The organism is Pseudocitrobacter sp. CD920760 (assembly GCF_057782505.1).
Genome location: NZ_CM173490.1, coordinates 783,501 through 800,461, shown reverse-complemented (window position 1 = coordinate 800,461; position 16,961 = coordinate 783,501). Strand labels below are relative to the sequence as shown.

Sequence of the window (16,961 nt, the reverse complement as noted above, 5' to 3'; positions counted from 1 at the left end):
TACGACGATGACCATTTTTAATAATTATGAAGTCTGGTTTGTGATTGGCAGCCAGCACCTTTACGGCCCGGAAGCGCTGCGTCAGGTCACGCAGCACGCAGAACAGGTGGTCAATGCCCTGAATGCGGAAGCGAAACTGCCGTGCAAACTGGTGCTGAAACCGCTGGGCACGCGCCCGGATGAGATCACCGCGATTTGCCGCGATGCCAACTACGACGATAAATGTGCGGGCATGGTGGTGTGGCTGCACACCTTCTCGCCGGCGAAAATGTGGATCAACGGCCTGACCATCCTCAACAAACCGCTGCTGCAATTCCATACCCAGTTCAATGCTTCCCTGCCGTGGGACAGCATCGACATGGACTTTATGAACCTGAACCAGACCGCACACGGCGGCCGCGAATTCGGCTTTATCGGCGCGCGTATGCGCCAGCAGCACAGCGTGGTGACCGGCCACTGGCAGGATAAACAGGCGCACGAACGTATCGGCTCATGGATGCGTCAGGCCGTGTCGAAGCAGGATACCCGTCACCTGAAAGTGTGCCGCTTTGGCGACAACATGCGTGAAGTGGCGGTCACCGACGGCGATAAAGTCGCGGCGCAGATTAAGTTTGGTTTCTCCGTCAATACCTGGGCGGTGGGCGACCTGGTGCAGGTGGTCAACGCGGTCAGCGATGGCGATATCAACGCGCTGGTTGATGAATATGAAAGCAGCTACCGCCTGACGCCTGCCGCGCAAATCAACGGCGACAAACGCCAGAACGTGCTGGATGCCGCGCGCATCGAACTGGGAATGAAACGCTTCCTCGAAGAGGGCGGGTTCCATGCCTTCACCACGACATTTGAAGATCTCCACGGCCTGAAACAGCTTCCGGGCCTGGCGGTACAACGTCTGATGCAGCAAGGCTACGGCTTTGCGGGCGAAGGCGACTGGAAAACCGCCGCCCTGCTTCGCATCATGAAGGTGATGTCAACCGGTCTGCAGGGCGGCACCTCCTTTATGGAGGATTACACCTACCACTTCGATAACGGCAACGACCTGGTGCTCGGTTCGCACATGCTGGAAGTGTGCCCGTCGATCGCCGTGGAAGAGAAACCGATCCTCGACGTACAGCCGCTGGGTATTGGTGGCAAGGCCGATCCGGCACGTTTGATCTTCAATACCCAAACCGGCCCGGCAATTGTCGCAAGCCTGGTGGATCTGGGCGATCGCTTCCGTCTGCTGGTCAACACTATCGAAACGGTAGCAACGCCGCACGATCTGCCGAAACTCCCGGTCGCCAACGCGCTGTGGAAAGCGCAGCCGGATCTGGCAACCGCCTCCGAAGCGTGGATCATCGGCGGCGGCGCGCACCACACCGTCTTCAGCCACGCCCTGACGCTGGACGATATGCGTCAGTTCGCTGAACTGCATGGTATCGAGATCACGGTTATCGACAACGACACCCGCCTGCCAGCGTTTAAAGACGCGCTGCGCTGGAACGAGGTTTATTACGGGTTACGTCGTTAACACCCTCACCCTCACCCCGGCCCTCTCCCTGAGGGAGAGGGTGAAAACCCCACACCGAGCACTGTCTCATCCCTCTCCCTCGGGGAGAGGGTTAGGGTGAGGGGGCACACAGGAGCCAACATGCTAGAAGATCTCAAACGCCAGGTGCTCGACGCCAACCTGGCGCTGCCAAAACATAACCTGGTCACCCTCACCTGGGGCAACGTCAGCGCCGTTGACCGGGAGAAAGGCGTTTTTGTGATTAAACCCTCCGGCGTGGATTACAGCGTGATGACCGCCGACGATATGGTGGTGGTCAGCATCGCGACCGGCGAGGTGGTAGAAGGCAACAAAAAACCGTCTTCCGATACGCCCACCCACCGCCTGCTCTATCAGGCATTCCCGACCATTGGCGGCATCGTGCATACCCATTCCCGCCACGCCACCATCTGGGCGCAGGCGGGGCAAGCTATTCCTGCGACCGGCACCACCCACGCTGACTATTTCTACGGTACCATTCCCTGCACGCGCAAAATGACCGATGCGGAAATCAACGGTGAGTACGAATGGGAAACCGGTAACGTGATTGTCGAAACCTTTGAGAAACAGGGCATCGACGCCGCGCAAATGCCGGGCGTGCTGGTTCATTCCCACGGCCCGTTTGCGTGGGGCAAGAATGCGGAAGATGCGGTACATAACGCAATCGTGCTGGAAGAAGTGGCCTATATGGGCATTTTCTGTCGCCAGCTTGCGCCGCAGTTGCCGGATATGCAGCAAACGCTGCTGGATAAGCACTATCTGCGCAAGCATGGTGCGAAGGCGTATTACGGGCAGTAACAAGAAGAGGGTCTGGAAACAGACCTTCTTTTATTTTTATTCTGTTTCAAGCCTCTCTTTAACTTTATTTAAAGGCACGCTATTTTATCCATCATTAAAAACAAGTATTCATTCATATTAAGAATGAATCAGGATTAATAACGTGCCTCCTGAAATTAAATACTCCCTGAATAAAAAAGTAATCTCACGTATCGTTCTCGAAGATAACTTTTTTATTGTGGCAACCATTCCCGTCAGCCTGCTGATTCTACTCATTTTTTCAATTTTTATCGGCGTACCGTTTCTCTCAATGGCGCTGGGTGCGCTTGGTGTAACACTGGTTGCCGAGCTTCTGCTGGCGCTGGCCATCTTTCTTTATTCTCACTGGATAAAATCAAGAACGCCGGCGCAAATCGTTCTCACCGCTGATGCCATCACGATAGATAATAAAAGCTGGCAATGGAAAAACATTGAGACCATAAAACTCACCCCAAATATTTACCCAATGAATAAAAAATACCATCTGGCGATCGCAGACCACGCGGGGCAGAAAACCACCTGGTTTCTGGGATATGGCCACGGCACAAAGTGGGTCATTTTTTCCGACTACCAGTCGCTGTGCGAGCAGGTGGCGTTTTACTGCGAGGGCGAGCCGGGGAAATTTCAATCGTATTGAAAACGCACCTGTACAAAAAACCAGTTAAAACCAACTAAACCAGGTTATAATCAGCGCTTATTCATCAGGTGAGAAACGCGTGTGGCGCAGGCGCAAGCTGGCTTTATCTTAACCCACCACTGGCGGGACACTCCCCAGGGGACAGAAGTCACCTTCTGGCTGGCGACGGATGCAGGCCCGCTAGCCGTGACGCTGCCGCCGCAGGAGTCGGTCGCCTTTATCCCGGAAACGCAGCGCGCGCAGACGGAACGCCTGTTACAGGGTGAGCGCGATGCCCGCCTTGCCCCACTCACCTTACAAGATTTTCACCGCCAGCCGGTGTTCGGCCTCTACTGCCGTTCTCATCGCCAGTTGATGCGCCTCGATAAACTGCTGCGCGAAAACGGCATCACCGTTTATGAAGCGGACATTCGCCCGCCAGAACGCTATCTGATGGAGCGCTTTATCACCGCCCCGGTGTGGTTCGATGGCGACGCACGCGGTAATGGGCTGGTGAATGCACGGCTTAAACCTCATGACACCTATCGCCCGGCGCTAAAATGGGCCTCTATCGATATCGAAACCACCCGTCACGGCGAGCTGTATTGCATCGGTATTGAAGGCTGCGGCCAGCGCGTGGTCTACATGCTCGGCCCGGCCAACGGTGAGGCGTCGGCGATAGATTTTGAGCTGGAGTATGTCGCCAGCCGCCCGCAGCTCTTAGAAAAACTGAATGCCTGGTTCGCTCAGCACGACCCGGATGTGATCATCGGCTGGAACGTGGTGCAGTTCGATTTACGCGTGCTGCAAAAACATGCCGAGCGCTACCGTATTCCGCTGATGCTGGGCCGTAGCAACAGCGAGCTGGAGTGGCGCGAACACGGGTTTAAGAATGGCGTATTCTTCGCCCAGGCGAACGGGCGGCTGATTCTCGACGGCATTGAAGCGCTGAAATCCGCGTTCTGGAATTTCTCTTCGTTTTCGCTGGAGGCGGTGGCGCAGGAACTGCTGGGCGAAGGCAAAGCGATTGATAATCCGTGGGACAGAATGGACGAAATTGACCGCCGTTTCGCCGAAGATAAGCCCGCGCTGGCGAAATATAACCTCAAAGATTGCGAGCTGGTGACGCAGATTTTCCACAAAACGGAGATCATGCCATTCCTGCTGGAACGCGCCACGGTTAACGGGCTGGCGGTTGACCGTCACGGTGGCTCAGTTGCCGCCTTCAGCCACCTCTATTTCCCGCGTATGCATCGCCTGGGTTATGTCGCCCCTAATTTAGGCGAAGTGCCCCCGCAGGCGAGCCCCGGCGGCTACGTGATGGATTCACGCCCCGGTTTGTACGATTCGGTGCTGGTGCTGGATTACAAAAGCCTGTATCCGTCGATTATCCGCTCGTTTTTGATTGACCCGGTGGGGCTGGTTGAAGGGATGAGCCAGCCGGATGCGGAACACAGTATCGAAGGTTTTCTTGGTGCCTGGTTCTCACGCGATAAACACTGCCTGCCGGGGATCGTCGGCCAAATCTGGCACGCTCGCGATGACGCTAAACAGCATAAAAACAAACCGCTCTCGCAGGCATTGAAGATCATCATGAACGCGTTTTACGGCGTGCTCGGTACCAGCGCCTGCCGCTTTTTCGATCCCCGCCTCGCGTCGTCGATCACCATGCGCGGGCACGCGATCATGCGCCAGACCAAAGCGCTTATCGAATCCAAAGGTTACGACGTCATCTATGGCGATACGGACTCCACCTTTGTGTGGCTTAAAAAAGCGCATGATGAAAACGCCGCGGCGAAAATTGGCCGTGAGCTCGTTGAATTTGTTAACCAGTGGTGGGCCGATGAGCTACAAAAATCGGGCTTAACCAGCGCGCTGGAGCTGGAGTTTGAAACCCACTTTTGTCGCTTCCTGATGCCCACTATTCGCGGCGCCGATACGGGCAGTAAAAAACGCTATGCCGGGATGATTCAGGAAGGCACGGAACAAAGAATGCTTTATAAAGGCCTCGAAACGGTGCGCACCGACTGGACGCCGCTGGCGCAACAGTTCCAGCAGGAGCTCTACCTGCGCATCTTCCGCAACGAGCCTTACCGCGACTACATTCTTGAAACCATCGATAACCTGATGTCGGGCAAGCTCGACAGTAAACTGGTCTACCGCAAGCGCCTGCGTCGCCCGCTGGCTGAATATCAGCGCAACGTGCCGCCGCATGTGCGCGCCGCGCGTCTGGCGGACGAACACAACGCGCGTCTGGGCCGCCCGCTGCAGTATCAGCAACGCGGCAGCATCAAATATGTCTGGACCACCAGCGGCCCGGAACCACTGGATTATCAACAGTCGCCGCTTGATTACGAGCATTACCTGACGAAACAATTAGAGCCCGTTGCGGAAGGAATTCTCCCCTTTGTCGACGACGATTTTGCTACAATAGTGACAGGGCAACTGGGGCTATTTTGACAGGTGACTAACGCCGCGCCATCCAGTACCATAGCGCCCTTTCCATTCCTGGACCTCATTCATTCGCCGCCTCTCCTTCAGGCGGTGGATGGGTATTGCCTGCAATTTACAAAGAGATAGAGCCGAACACTTATGCCTTTTACACTTGGTCAACGCTGGATCAGCGATACAGAAAGCGAACTGGGACTTGGTACTGTAGTTGCAATGGATGCACGCACCGTCACCCTGCTCTTTCCGGCTACCGGAGAGAACCGTCTGTATGCCCGAAGCGACTCCCCCGTGACCCGCGTGATGTTCAATCCTGGCGACACGATTACCAGCCATGATGGCTGGCAGTTGCACGTTGATGAAGTTATTGAAGAAAAAGGCCTGCTGGCCTATGTCGGCACCCGTCTGGATACTGAAGAAGCCAATGTCGTGCTGCGTGAAGTGCTGCTCGACAGCAAACTGGTTTTCAGTAAACCCCAGGACCGCCTGTTTGCCGGGCAAATCGACCGTATGGATCGCTTTGCCCTGCGTTACCGTGCGCGTAAATATCAGAGCGAACAGTACCGCATGCCGTACAGCGGCCTGCGTGGTCAGCGTACCAGCCTGATCCCTCACCAGCTCAACATCGCCCACGATGTGGGTCGCCGCCACGCGCCGCGCGTGCTGCTGGCCGATGAAGTGGGTTTAGGTAAAACCATCGAAGCCGGGATGATCCTGCATCAGCAGTTGCTCTCTGGCGCGGCCCAGCGCGTGTTGATCATCGTGCCGGAAACCCTCCAGCACCAGTGGCTGGTTGAGATGCTGCGCCGCTTCAACCTGCGCTTTGCGCTGTTTGACGATGAGCGCTACGCCGAAGCGCAGCACGACGCCTATAACCCGTTTGAAACCGAACAGCTGGTCATTTGCTCGCTGGACTTCGTGCGCCGCAACAAGCAACGCCTGGAGCATTTGTGTGACGCCGAATGGGACATCATGGTGGTCGATGAAGCGCATCACCTGGTGTGGAGCGAAGACGCGCCAAGCCGTGAATATCAGTGCATCGAACAGCTGGCGGAACGCGTGCCGGGCGTCCTGCTGCTGACCGCAACGCCGGAACAGCTGGGGATGGAGAGCCACTTTGCGCGTCTGCGCCTGCTCGACCCGAACCGCTTCCACGATTTTGAGCAGTTTGTCGAAGAACAGAAAAACTATCGCCCGGTAGCCGACGCGGTCGCGCTGCTGCTGGCGGGAAACAAGCTCAGCAACGATGAGCTGAACACCCTGGGCGAGCTGATTGGCGAGCAGGATATCGAAGCCCTGCTGCAAACAGCGAACAGCGACCGCGACGGCGCTGAAGCCGCGCGCCAGGAACTGATCAGCATGCTGATGGACCGCCACGGCACCAGCCGCGTGCTGTTCCGTAACACCCGTAACGGCGTGAAGGGGTTCCCGAAACGCGAGCTGCACACCATCAAACTGCCGCTGCCAACGCAGTATCAAACCGCGATTAAAGTCTCCGGCATTATGGGCGCGCGTAAGAGTGCGGAAGAGCGCGCTCGCGATATGCTTTACCCGGAACAGATTTATCAGGAATTTGAAGGCGATACCGGCACCTGGTGGAACTTCGACCCGCGCGTGGAATGGTTGATGGGCTACCTGACCAGCCACCGCTCGCAGAAAGTGCTGGTGATTTGTGCCAAAGCCGCCACCGCGCTACAGCTGGAACAGGTTCTGCGCGAGCGCGAGGGTATCCGCGCCGCCGTGTTCCATGAAGGGATGTCGATCATTGAACGCGACCGCGCAGCGGCCTGGTTTGGTGAAGAAGACAGCGGTGCTCAGGTGCTGCTGTGCTCTGAAATCGGTTCTGAAGGGCGTAACTTCCAGTTTGCCAGCAATCTGGTGATGTTCGACCTGCCGTTCAACCCGGACCTGCTGGAACAGCGTATTGGTCGTCTGGACCGTATCGGTCAGGCGCACGATATTCAAATCCACGTGCCGTATCTGGAACGCACCGCACAGTCCGTGCTGGTTCGCTGGTTCCATGAAGGTCTGGACGCGTTCGAGCATACCTGCCCGACCGGTCGCACCATCTATGACAGCGTGCACGATCAATTGATCAACTACTTAGCCGCGCCGGAAAACAGTGAAGGCTTTGATGAGCTGATTAAAACTTGTCGCGAACAGCATGACGCGCTGAAAGCACAGCTGGAACAGGGCCGCGACCGTCTGCTGGAAATCCACTCCAACGGCGGCGAGAAAGCGCAGGCGCTGGCCGAAAGCATTGAAGAGCAGGATGACGATACCAACCTGATCGCCTTCGCCATGAACCTGTTTGATATCGTCGGTATCAACCAGGACGATCGTGGCGAAAACCTGATTGTCCTGACGCCGTCCGACCATATGCTGGTGCCGGATTTCCCTGGACTGCCGGAAGATGGCTGTACGGTGACCTTCGAGCGTGATATTGCGCTTTCCCGTGAAGACGCGCAGTTCCTCACCTGGGAACACCCGATTATCCACAACGGCCTGGATCTGATCCTCTCCGGCGATACGGGCAGCAGCACGATTTCTCTGCTGAAAAACAAAGCGCTGCCGGTCGGTACGCTGCTGGTTGAACTGATTTACGTCGTGGAAGCCAATGCGCCGAAACAACTGCAGCTCAACCGCTTCCTGCCGCCAACGCCAGTACGCATGCTGCTGGATAAAAATGGCACCAACCTGGCGGCTCAGGTGGAGTTTGAAACCTTCAACCGCCAGTTGAGCGCGGTTAACCGCCACACGGGCAGCAAGCTGGTTAACGCCGTACAGCAGGACGTTCACGCGATTCTGCAACTGGGTGAAGGCCAGATTGCCAAAGCCGCGCAGGCGCTGATCGATTCTGCTCGCAGTGAAGCCGATGAAAAACTGAGTGCCGAACTGTCGCGTCTGGAAGCCCTGAAAGCGGTGAACCCGAACATTCGTGATGACGAGCTTTCCGCTATTGAAAGCAACCGCCAGCAGGTGATGGAGAGCCTGTCGCAGGCTGGCTGGCGTCTGGATGCGTTGCGTCTGATCGTCGTGACGCACCAGTAACAGGAGCCCGCTATGGGAATGGAAAACTACAATCCGCCGCAGGACCCGTGGCTGGTTATTCTCTATCAGGACGAGCACATTATGGTGGTCAACAAGCCAAGCGGCTTGTTGTCCGTGCCGGGCCGTCAGGAAGAGCATAAAGACAGCGTGATGCTGCGCGTGCAGCGCGACTATCCGCAGGCCGAATCCGTCCATCGTCTGGATATGGCGACCAGCGGGGTGATTGTGGTGGCCCTGACCAAAGCGGCTGAGCGCGAGCTCAAACGTCAGTTCCGCGAGCGTGAGCCGAAAAAGCAGTACGTAGCGCGCGTTTGGGGACACCCTAAACCGCAAGAGGGTCTGGTGGATTTACCGCTGGTTTGCGACTGGCCGAACCGGCCAAAGCAGAAGGTGTGTTATGAAACCGGCAAAGCGGCGCAAACGGAGTATGAAGTGCTGGAGTACGCGGACGATAACACCGCCCGCGTGCTGTTAAAGCCGATTACCGGGCGTTCGCACCAGTTGCGCGTGCACATGCTAGCGTTAGGGCATCCGATTCTGGGCGACCGTTTTTACGCGACGCCCGAAGCGCTGGCGATGGCTCCGCGCCTGCTGCTGCATGCGCAGACGCTGACCATTACGCATCCTGAGTTTGGCAACAGTATGACGTTTAAAGCACCGGTGGATTTTTGAGGCAGTAGTGCATGCCGGGGGCGCTTCGCTTGCCCGGCCTACGAGGTACGGTAGGCCGGATAAGGCGTTTACGCCGCATCCGGCAATGATCGCACGTTACTTAAACCCTTTCTGTTCCTTAATCAGCTCGTACGCACTCTGGATTTCCTGCGCCTTCTGCTTCGCCATCTCCATCATTTCGGGTGGTAAACCTTTCGCCACCAGCTTATCGGGGTGATGTTCGCTCATCAGCTTGCGGTACGCACGTTTGATGGTCGTCGCATCGTCGGTGCTTTTCACGCCGAGCACGTTGCAGGCATCTTCCAGCGTCGGGCCGCGCTGCGCCTGTTGCCAGCCGCCTGCGCCTTGCGACTGCTGCTGATAACCGCCGCCAAACTGCGCCCCGCCCTGCATCATGCGCAGGAACTGATCGAACTGCGCGCGCGAAATCCCGAGTTCCTCGGCAATCACATACAGTACATCGCGTTCGTTCGGATGCAGTGAACCGTCGGCAAACGCCGCCTGAATCTGAATTTCAAGAAACATCCTAATCAGATCAAAACGACCAAAGCAGACGCTACGGAACTGACGCATTTTTTCGCGCAACGGGTAGTTATCTGATTTGCCCACGCGGAACGCCTGCTGTGCCGCGGTGCGAGAAGCGCCGTGCAGGTTCATTCTGTCCATTAACAGACTGGCGATATGAATATCCGCTTCCGTGACACGCCCTTTCGATTTGGTCAGGTGTCCCATGACTTCAAAGGTGGTGGCAAAAAAGAGAGACTGACGCTCCTGTTGATTCGCAAACCAGTTCATCCGGCGGCTGCGCGCCTTGTCAAACATGTGGCCCACGAGCAATCCGAGGACTACGCCCCAGAACCCGCCACCCATCATTAAGGCGATGGCCACACCAATCACTTTACCCCAATACTGCATATACTCCCCAAATCGTCATGCCAGCGGCTAAAATATGCATTATCATACCCGTCATTCAATGCCGTGCCTAACACCTCTGGCCGGGACGGGCAGGATAAGTACTAGCGTCAAGCCGTTGAGTACGTTAGTCTCTGACCGTTTGCAAGCCGCAATGCTATAGATGACGGAACAACAAATACAACGTATGAAAAAACGTATTCCCACCCTCCTGGCGACTATGATTGCCAGTGCCTTGTACAGCCAGCAGGGCATGGCTGCCGATCTCGCTTCGCAATGTATGCTGGGCGTGCCGAGCTACGACCGTCCATTAGTGAAAGGCGAGACTAACGATCTGCCTGTCACGATAAACGCCGATCACGCAAAAGGGAACTACCCTGATGACGCGGTGTTTACCGGCAACGTCGATATCAACCAGGGAAATAGCCGCTTGCAGGCCGATGAAGTTCAGCTTCATCAAAAACAGCCTGAAGGCCAGACGGCGCCCGTGCGCACGGTTGATGCCCTCGGTAATGTACACTATGACGATAACCAGGTGATCCTGAAAGGTCCGAAAGCCTGGTCGAATCTCAATACGAAAGATACCAACGTCTGGGAAGGTGATTACCAGATGGTGGGTCGTCAGGGCCGCGGGACAGCGGATCTGATGAAACAGCGCGGCGAAAACCGTTATACCATTCTGGAAAACGGTACCTTCACGTCGTGTCTGCCGGGTTCAAATACCTGGAGCGTTGTCGGTTCTGAAGTCATCCAGGACCGTGAAGAAGAAGTTGCGGAAATCTGGAACGCCCGTTTTAAAGTGGGTCCGGTTCCGGTCTTTTATAGCCCTTATTTACAGTTACCGATCGGCGATAAGCGTCGGTCCGGTTTCCTGATCCCCAATGCCCGGTACAGCACGAAGAACTACTTTGAGTTCTATTTGCCTTACTACTGGAACATCGCGCCGAACATGGATGCGACCATCACGCCGCACTATATGCACCGGCGTGGCGGCATCATGTGGGAGAACGAATTCCGCTATCTGACCAAAGCGGGCGCGGGTTTGATGGAACTCGACTACCTGCCATCGGATAAAGTCTATAGCGATGAGCACCCGGATGACGATAACAGCCGTCGTTGGATGTTCTACTGGCGTCATGCGGGCGTGCTGGATCAGGTGTGGCGCTTCAACGTCGACTACACCAAAGTCAGCGACCCGAACTACTTCAACGACTTTGACTCCAAATACGGTTCCAGTACCGACGGCTACGCGACGCAAAAATTCAGCGTTGGCTATGCGGTGCAGAACTTCGACGCCACCGTGTCAACGAAACAGTTCCAGGTCTTCGACCGTAACAACAGTAACTCCTACTCTGCTGAGCCGCAGTTGGATGTGAACTTCTATCAGAACGATGTTGGGCCGTTTGATACGCGTATCTATGGCCAGGCGGTGAATTTCGTTAACACCAACAGCAATCGTCCGGAAGCGACGCGTCTGCACCTTGAGCCGACAATCAACCTGCCGCTGTCTAACGGCTGGGGGAGTCTGAACACTGAAGCGAAGCTGTTAGCGACTCATTATCAGCAAAAGAACGTTGAAAACACCCAGTACGATGACTCGGTAAACCGCACGATGCCGCAGTTTAAAGTCGACGGCAAGATGGTGTTTGAGCGCGATATGGACTGGTCTGCGGGCTATACCCAGACGCTGGAACCGCGCGCGCAGTACCTGTACGTGCCTTATCGCGATCAGAGCAACATCTACAACTACGACTCTTCGCTGCTGCAATCCGATTACAGCGGGCTGTTCCGTGACCGTACCTACGGCGGCCTTGACCGCATTGCGTCAGCCAACCAGGTGACGACCGGCCTCACATCTCGCGTATATGATGAATCGGCTATTGAACGTTTTAACGTTTCTGTTGGTCAAATCTACTATTTCACCGAGTCTCGTACCGGTGATGATACAACGACCTGGCAAAATGATGACAACACCGGTTCGTTGGTGTGGGCGGGAGACACCTATTTACGTCTGACCGACCGTTGGGGCCTGCGTGGCGGCATCCAGTACGACAAACGTCTGGATAACATCTCCACCAGCAGCACCACCCTTGAGTATCGCCGTGACCAGGACCGTTTAGTCCAGTTGAGCTACCGTTACGCCAGCCCGGAATATATCCAGGCGACATTGCCGTCTAACTACTCGACGTCAGAGCAGTATAAGAACGGGATTTCGCAGGTGGGCGGCGTAGCCAGTTGGCCGATCGCCGATCGCTGGTCTGTTGTGGGCGCGTATTACTTCGACACCAACAGTCACAAACCGGCCGATCAAATGCTGGGCGTGCAGTATAACTCCTGCTGCTATGCCATCCGTGTCGGCTACGAACGTAAGCTGAACGGCTGGGATAACGAAGGGGCGAAAGATCACGCCGTCTACGACAACGTAATCGGCTTTAATATTGAGCTTCGTGGATTGAGTTCGAACTATGGACTGGGTACCCAGCAGATGCTGCGTTCGAACATACTGCCGTACCAGAACTCATTGTAACGACACTGACAGAAACTTAAGCCGCCGAGCGGTTTGTTAATTGAAATGGAAAAAGTATGAAGAACTGGAAAACGCTGCTTCTTGGTATCGCGTTAGTCGCGAATACCAGTTTCGCCGCCCCACAGGTTGTCGATAAAGTAGCAGCCGTCGTAAACAATGGTGTCGTACTTGAGAGCGACGTCAACGGTCTGATGCAATCCGTCAAGCTCAACGCGGGCCAGGCGGGGCAACAACTGCCGGACGACGCAACTCTGCGCCACCAGATCCTGGAACGTCTGATCATGGACCAGATCATGCTGCAGATGGGTCAGAAAATGGGCGTTAAAATTTCTGACGATCAGTTGGATCAAGCTATCGCCAACATCGCGAAGCAGAACAACATGACAACCGATCAGATGCGCAGCCGTCTGGCTTACGATGGCCTGAACTACAGCACCTATCGCAGCCAGATCCGCAAAGAGATGATCATCTCTGAAGTGCGTAACAACGAAGTGCGTCGTCGCGTTTCCGTCCTGCCGCAGGAAGTGGACGCGCTGGCAAGCCAGATTGGCGACCAGAACGATGCCAGCACTGAACTGAATCTGAGCCACATCCTGATCCCGCTGCCGGAAAACCCGTCTTCTGACCAGGTGAACGAAGCGCAGAGCCAGGCGGAGTCTATCGTTGAGCAGGCGCGCGGCGGTGCTGATTTTGGCAAACTCGCTATCTCCTACTCTGCTGACCAGCAGGCGCTGAAAGGCGGCCAGATGGGCTGGGGCCGCATTCAGGAACTGCCGGGCATCTTCGCGCAGGCGCTGACTACCGCTAAAAAAGGCGATATCGTCGGCCCGATCCGCTCCGGCGTCGGCTTCCATATCCTGAAAATCAACGATATGCGTGGCGGCTCTCAGAGCATCTCCGTGACCGAAGTTCACTCTCGCCACATCCTGCTGAAACCGTCGCCGATCATGACCGACGAGCAGGCGCGCGCGAAGCTGGAAGAGGTTATTGCTGATATTCGTAGCGGTAAAACCACCTTCGATAAAGCGGCAAAAGAGCTGTCTCAGGACCCAGGTTCTGCTAACCAGGGCGGTGATTTAGGTTGGGCAACGCCGGATATGTACGATCCTGCGTTCCGCGATGCGCTGATGAAACTGAACAAAGGCCAGATGAGCGCCCCGGTTCACTCTTCCTTCGGCTGGCACCTGATTGAGTTGCTGGACACCCGTAAGGTTGACCGCACCGATGCCGCGCAGAAAGACAAAGCGTACCGCATGCTGATGAACCGTAAGTTCTCTGAAGAAGCGGCAACCTGGATGCAGGAACAACGCGCCAGCGCCTATGTCAAAATTCTGAGCAACTAATGACGACAACCCATCGTGTGGTGATCACGCCCGGCGAACCCGCCGGGATTGGTCCGGATCTGGTTATCCAGCTCGCCCAGCGCGATTGGCCCGTTGAACTGGTGGTGTGCGCCGATGGCGCACTCCTCAGTGAGCGAGCCGCTCTCCTCGGCCTTCCGCTTTCTCTTCTGCCTTACTCCCCTGACGAATCCGCCCAACCGCAACGCGCCGGTACACTCACCCTGCTCTCTGTGCCGCTACGCGCGCCAGTGACGCCAGGCGAGCTTAACGTGCAGAACGGTCACTATGTGGTGGATACGCTGGAACGCGCCTGTGACGGCTGTCTGAGTGGCGAATTTGCCGCCCTGATTACCGGGCCGGTGCACAAAGGCATCATCAACGACGCGGGCGTGCCCTTTACCGGGCATACGGAGTTCTTTGAAGAGCGCTCACACGCGCCGAAAGTGGTGATGATGCTGGCGACGGAAGAACTTCGCGTGGCGCTGGCGACGACGCATCTGCCGTTAAAGGACGTGAGCGATGCGATCACGGTCGATTTGCTCGACGAAGTGATCACCATTCTGCATCACGATCTGCAAACCAAATTTGGCCTCGCTACGCCGCATATTCTGGTTTGTGGCCTCAACCCGCACGCGGGCGAAGGCGGCCATATGGGCACGGAAGAGATAGATACCATTATCCCGGTGCTGAATACGCTGCGCGCGAAAGGAATGAATCTGAGCGGGCCGCTGCCTGCCGATACCCTTTTCCAGCCTAAGTATCTTGATAATGCCGACGCGGTGCTCGCAATGTACCACGATCAGGGCCTACCCGTGCTAAAATACCAGGGCTTTGGCCGTGGCGTGAATATCACCCTCGGTTTACCCTTTATTCGAACCTCTGTTGACCACGGCACTGCCCTTGAACTGGCAGGTCACGGAAAAGCAGAGGTCGGCAGTTTTATTACGGCGCTTAATCTCGCCATCAAAATGATTGTTAACTCTAAATGAATAATCGAGTCCATCAGGGCCACTTAGCCCGTAAACGTTTCGGGCAAAACTTCCTTAACGATCAGTTCGTTATTGACAGCATCGTTTCGGCGATCAATCCGCAGAAAGGCCAGGCGATGGTTGAAATCGGCCCGGGTCTTGCCGCATTGACCGAGCCGGTTGGCGAACGTCTTGACGAAATGACCGTCATCGAGCTTGACCGTGACCTCGCCGCACGTCTGAAAACCCACCCGTTCCTGGGTCCGAAGCTGACCATTTATCAGCAGGATGCCATGACCATGAACTTCGGTGAGCTTTCGCAAACGCTGGGCCAGCCGCTGCGCGTATTCGGCAACCTGCCGTATAACATCTCGACGCCGCTGATGTTCCACCTGTTTAGCTATACTAATGCGATCGCCGACATGCACTTCATGTTGCAAAAAGAGGTGGTTAACCGTCTGGTTGCAGGGCCGAACAGCAAGGCGTATGGTCGTTTAACGGTGATGGCGCAGTATTACTGCCAGGTTATCCCGGTACTCGAAGTGCCGCCGAGCGCCTTCACGCCGCCGCCAAAAGTCGATTCCGCCGTCGTGCGTCTGGTGCCACATAGCACCAAGCCGTATCCGGTGAAAGACGTTCGCGTGCTGAGCCGCATCACCACAGAGGCGTTTAACCAGCGTCGTAAAACGATCCGCAACAGTCTCGGCAACCTGTTCAGCGTTGAAGTTCTGACAGAGCTGGGCGTCGACCCGACGATGCGGGCAGAAAATATCTCTGTTGCGCAGTACTGCAAGATGGCCAACTATCTGGCAGAGAACGCGCCGCCGAAGGAGAGCTAAACCATGATTGATTCGCCTCGAGTTTGCGTCCAGGTTCAAAGTGTTTACATTGAATCGCAGTCTCTACCGGACGAAGAGCGTTATGTCTTCGCCTACACGGTAACCATCCGCAATCTCGGGCGAACTCAGGTTCAGCTCCTGGGTCGCTACTGGCTCATCACCAACGGCCATGGCCGTGAAACCGAAGTACAGGGCGAGGGCGTCGTTGGCGTCCAGCCGCATATCGCACCCGGTGACGAATATCAGTACACCAGTGGTGCGGTACTCGAAACCCCGCTTGGCACCATGCAGGGCCACTATGAAATGGTCGATATCGACGGCAAACCGTTCTCTATTGACATTCCCGTATTCCGTCTCTTTGTCCCGACACTAATCCATTAAAAACACATGGCTACATACCTTATTGGCGACATTCACGGTTGCTTTGATGAGTTGATCGCATTGCTCGATCAGGTGGAGTTTACCCCTGGGACAGACACGCTGTGGCTGACCGGCGACCTCGTCGCGCGAGGCCCAGGCTCTCTGGACGTGCTGCGCTATGTTAAATCGATGGGCGACGACGTGCGCATCGTCCTCGGTAATCATGACCTGCATCTGCTGGCGGTGTTTGCCGGGATCAGCCGCAATAAGCCCAAAGACAGGCTTAATGCGCTGCTGGAAGCCCCGGACGCCGACGAACTGCTCAACTGGCTGCGTCGTCAGCCGCTGATGCAGGTGGATGAAGAGAAGAAGCTGGTGATGGCCCACGCCGGGATCACCCCGCAATGGGACATGGAAACAGCAAAACAGTGCGCTCGCGACGTCGAAGCGGTGCTGTCGAGCGACTCGTATCCCTTCTTCCTCGACGCGATGTATGGCGATATGCCGAATAACTGGTCGCCACAGTTAACGGGCCTGGCGCGTCTGCGGTTTATCACTAACGCGTTCACCCGCATGCGCTACTGTTTCCCGAACGGGCAACTGGATATGTACACCAAAGAAGCGCCGGAAAACGCCCCTGCACCGCTGAAACCGTGGTTTGCGATACCTGGGCCGGTTACGGAGGAGTACAGCGTAGTGTTTGGCCACTGGGCGTCTCTGGAAGGTCGCGGTACACCGGAAGGCGTGTACGCACTGGATACAGGATGCTGCTGGGGCGGGGATTTAACCTGTCTGCGCTGGGAAGATAAGCAGTACTTTACTCAGGCTTCGAATCGACATATCGATCCCGGAATGGGCGAGGCTGTGGCGTCATAAGGCAT

Annotated in this window: 13 protein-coding genes; 12 read left to right on the top strand and 1 reads right to left on the bottom strand. The window is 56.1% G+C overall.

Translation table 11 applies throughout. From position 1 onward, the window contains the following. Positions 1 to 7: 7 nt before the first annotated feature. From araA to rluA, 6 genes are all read left to right on the top strand, one after another. The gene (araA, locus tag AC1MKH_RS03655; RefSeq protein ID WP_276222006.1) at positions 8 to 1,510 is read left to right on the top strand and encodes an L-arabinose isomerase; all 1,503 of its coding nucleotides are present in this window, start codon (positions 8 to 10) and stop codon (positions 1,508 to 1,510) included. A gap of 120 nt (positions 1,511 to 1,630) precedes the next feature. Continuing rightward, the gene (araD, locus tag AC1MKH_RS03650) at positions 1,631 to 2,326 is read left to right on the top strand and encodes an L-ribulose-5-phosphate 4-epimerase (protein ID WP_108475519.1); all 696 of its coding nucleotides are present in this window, start codon (positions 1,631 to 1,633) and stop codon (positions 2,324 to 2,326) included. A 142-nt stretch (positions 2,327 to 2,468) separates the two neighbouring features. Further along, positions 2,469 to 2,981, top strand: a complete 513-nt coding sequence (locus AC1MKH_RS03645; RefSeq protein ID WP_276222003.1) for a hypothetical protein — start codon at positions 2,469 to 2,471, stop codon at positions 2,979 to 2,981. An 81-nt stretch (positions 2,982 to 3,062) separates the two neighbouring features. Then, the gene (polB, locus tag AC1MKH_RS03640) at positions 3,063 to 5,420 is read left to right on the top strand and encodes a DNA polymerase II (RefSeq protein WP_276222001.1); all 2,358 of its coding nucleotides are present in this window, start codon (positions 3,063 to 3,065) and stop codon (positions 5,418 to 5,420) included. A gap of 132 nt (positions 5,421 to 5,552) precedes the next feature. After that, positions 5,553 to 8,459 carry an RNA polymerase-associated protein RapA gene (gene rapA, locus AC1MKH_RS03635; protein WP_276221999.1) on the top strand — a complete coding sequence of 969 codons (2,907 nt, stop codon included), beginning with the start codon at positions 5,553 to 5,555 and terminating at the stop codon, positions 8,457 to 8,459. Positions 8,460 to 8,471: 12 nt separating this feature from the next. Then, entirely contained in the window at positions 8,472 to 9,131 is a 660-nt protein-coding gene (gene rluA / locus AC1MKH_RS03630) for a bifunctional tRNA pseudouridine(32) synthase/23S rRNA pseudouridine(746) synthase RluA (RefSeq protein WP_276221997.1), read from the top strand. Positions 9,132 to 9,227: 96 nt separating this feature from the next. On the opposite strand, the gene djlA is transcribed toward rluA, so the two are convergent. Further along, the gene (gene djlA / locus AC1MKH_RS03625) at positions 9,228 to 10,046 is read right to left on the bottom strand and encodes a co-chaperone DjlA (RefSeq protein WP_276221994.1); all 819 of its coding nucleotides are present in this window, start codon (positions 10,044 to 10,046) and stop codon (positions 9,228 to 9,230) included. Between the two features lie 184 nt (positions 10,047 to 10,230). Between djlA and lptD the strand changes: the two genes are divergently transcribed. The 6 genes from lptD to apaH are packed head-to-tail and all read left to right on the top strand — an operon-like array spanning position 10,231 to position 16,956. Further along, complete coding sequence (gene lptD, locus AC1MKH_RS03620; protein ID WP_276221991.1) at positions 10,231 to 12,570, top strand: LPS assembly protein LptD; 2,340 nt, start codon at positions 10,231 to 10,233, stop codon at positions 12,568 to 12,570. 56 nt (positions 12,571 to 12,626) lie between these two features. Beyond that, positions 12,627 to 13,913: a peptidylprolyl isomerase SurA gene (surA, locus tag AC1MKH_RS03615; RefSeq protein WP_276221989.1), complete on the top strand. Its 1,287-nt coding sequence runs from the start codon at positions 12,627 to 12,629 to the stop codon at positions 13,911 to 13,913. Then, entirely contained in the window at positions 13,913 to 14,902 is a 990-nt protein-coding gene (gene pdxA / locus AC1MKH_RS03610) for a 4-hydroxythreonine-4-phosphate dehydrogenase PdxA (protein ID WP_276221987.1), read from the top strand. Before surA ends, pdxA begins: the two co-directional genes overlap by 1 nt. Continuing rightward, complete coding sequence (gene rsmA / locus AC1MKH_RS03605) at positions 14,899 to 15,720, top strand: 16S rRNA (adenine(1518)-N(6)/adenine(1519)-N(6))-dimethyltransferase RsmA (RefSeq protein WP_015965957.1); 822 nt, start codon at positions 14,899 to 14,901, stop codon at positions 15,718 to 15,720. The genes pdxA and rsmA overlap by 4 nt, the downstream gene beginning before the upstream one ends. A 3-nt stretch (positions 15,721 to 15,723) precedes the next feature. Then, positions 15,724 to 16,101, top strand: coding sequence for a Co2+/Mg2+ efflux protein ApaG (gene apaG / locus AC1MKH_RS03600; RefSeq protein ID WP_276221985.1), 378 nt, complete (start codon positions 15,724 to 15,726; stop codon positions 16,099 to 16,101). 6 nt (positions 16,102 to 16,107) lie between these two features. Further along, positions 16,108 to 16,956 carry a bis(5'-nucleosyl)-tetraphosphatase (symmetrical) ApaH gene (gene apaH / locus AC1MKH_RS03595; protein ID WP_276221983.1) on the top strand — a complete coding sequence of 283 codons (849 nt, stop codon included), beginning with the start codon at positions 16,108 to 16,110 and terminating at the stop codon, positions 16,954 to 16,956. Positions 16,957 to 16,961 lie beyond the last annotated feature (5 nt).

What these genes read in the sequence shown, in the direction of transcription:
- araA (WP_276222006.1), top strand. Translation starts at nt 8, where the DNA reads ATGACCATTTTTAATAATTATGAAGTCTGGTTTGTGATTGGCAGCCAG.
- araD (WP_108475519.1), top strand. Translation starts at nt 1,631, where the DNA reads ATGCTAGAAGATCTCAAACGCCAGGTGCTCGACGCCAACCTGGCGCTG.
- rapA (WP_276221999.1), top strand. Translation starts at nt 5,553, where the DNA reads ATGCCTTTTACACTTGGTCAACGCTGGATCAGCGATACAGAAAGCGAA.
- rluA (WP_276221997.1), top strand. Translation starts at nt 8,472, where the DNA reads ATGGGAATGGAAAACTACAATCCGCCGCAGGACCCGTGGCTGGTTATT.
- djlA (WP_276221994.1), bottom strand. Translation starts at nt 10,046, where the DNA reads ATGCAGTATTGGGGTAAAGTGATTGGTGTGGCCATCGCCTTAATGATG.
- lptD (WP_276221991.1), top strand. Translation starts at nt 10,231, where the DNA reads ATGAAAAAACGTATTCCCACCCTCCTGGCGACTATGATTGCCAGTGCC.
- surA (WP_276221989.1), top strand. Translation starts at nt 12,627, where the DNA reads ATGAAGAACTGGAAAACGCTGCTTCTTGGTATCGCGTTAGTCGCGAAT.
- pdxA (WP_276221987.1), top strand. Translation starts at nt 13,913, where the DNA reads ATGACGACAACCCATCGTGTGGTGATCACGCCCGGCGAACCCGCCGGG.
- rsmA (WP_015965957.1), top strand. Translation starts at nt 14,899, where the DNA reads ATGAATAATCGAGTCCATCAGGGCCACTTAGCCCGTAAACGTTTCGGG.
- apaG (WP_276221985.1), top strand. Translation starts at nt 15,724, where the DNA reads ATGATTGATTCGCCTCGAGTTTGCGTCCAGGTTCAAAGTGTTTACATT.
- apaH (WP_276221983.1), top strand. Translation starts at nt 16,108, where the DNA reads ATGGCTACATACCTTATTGGCGACATTCACGGTTGCTTTGATGAGTTG.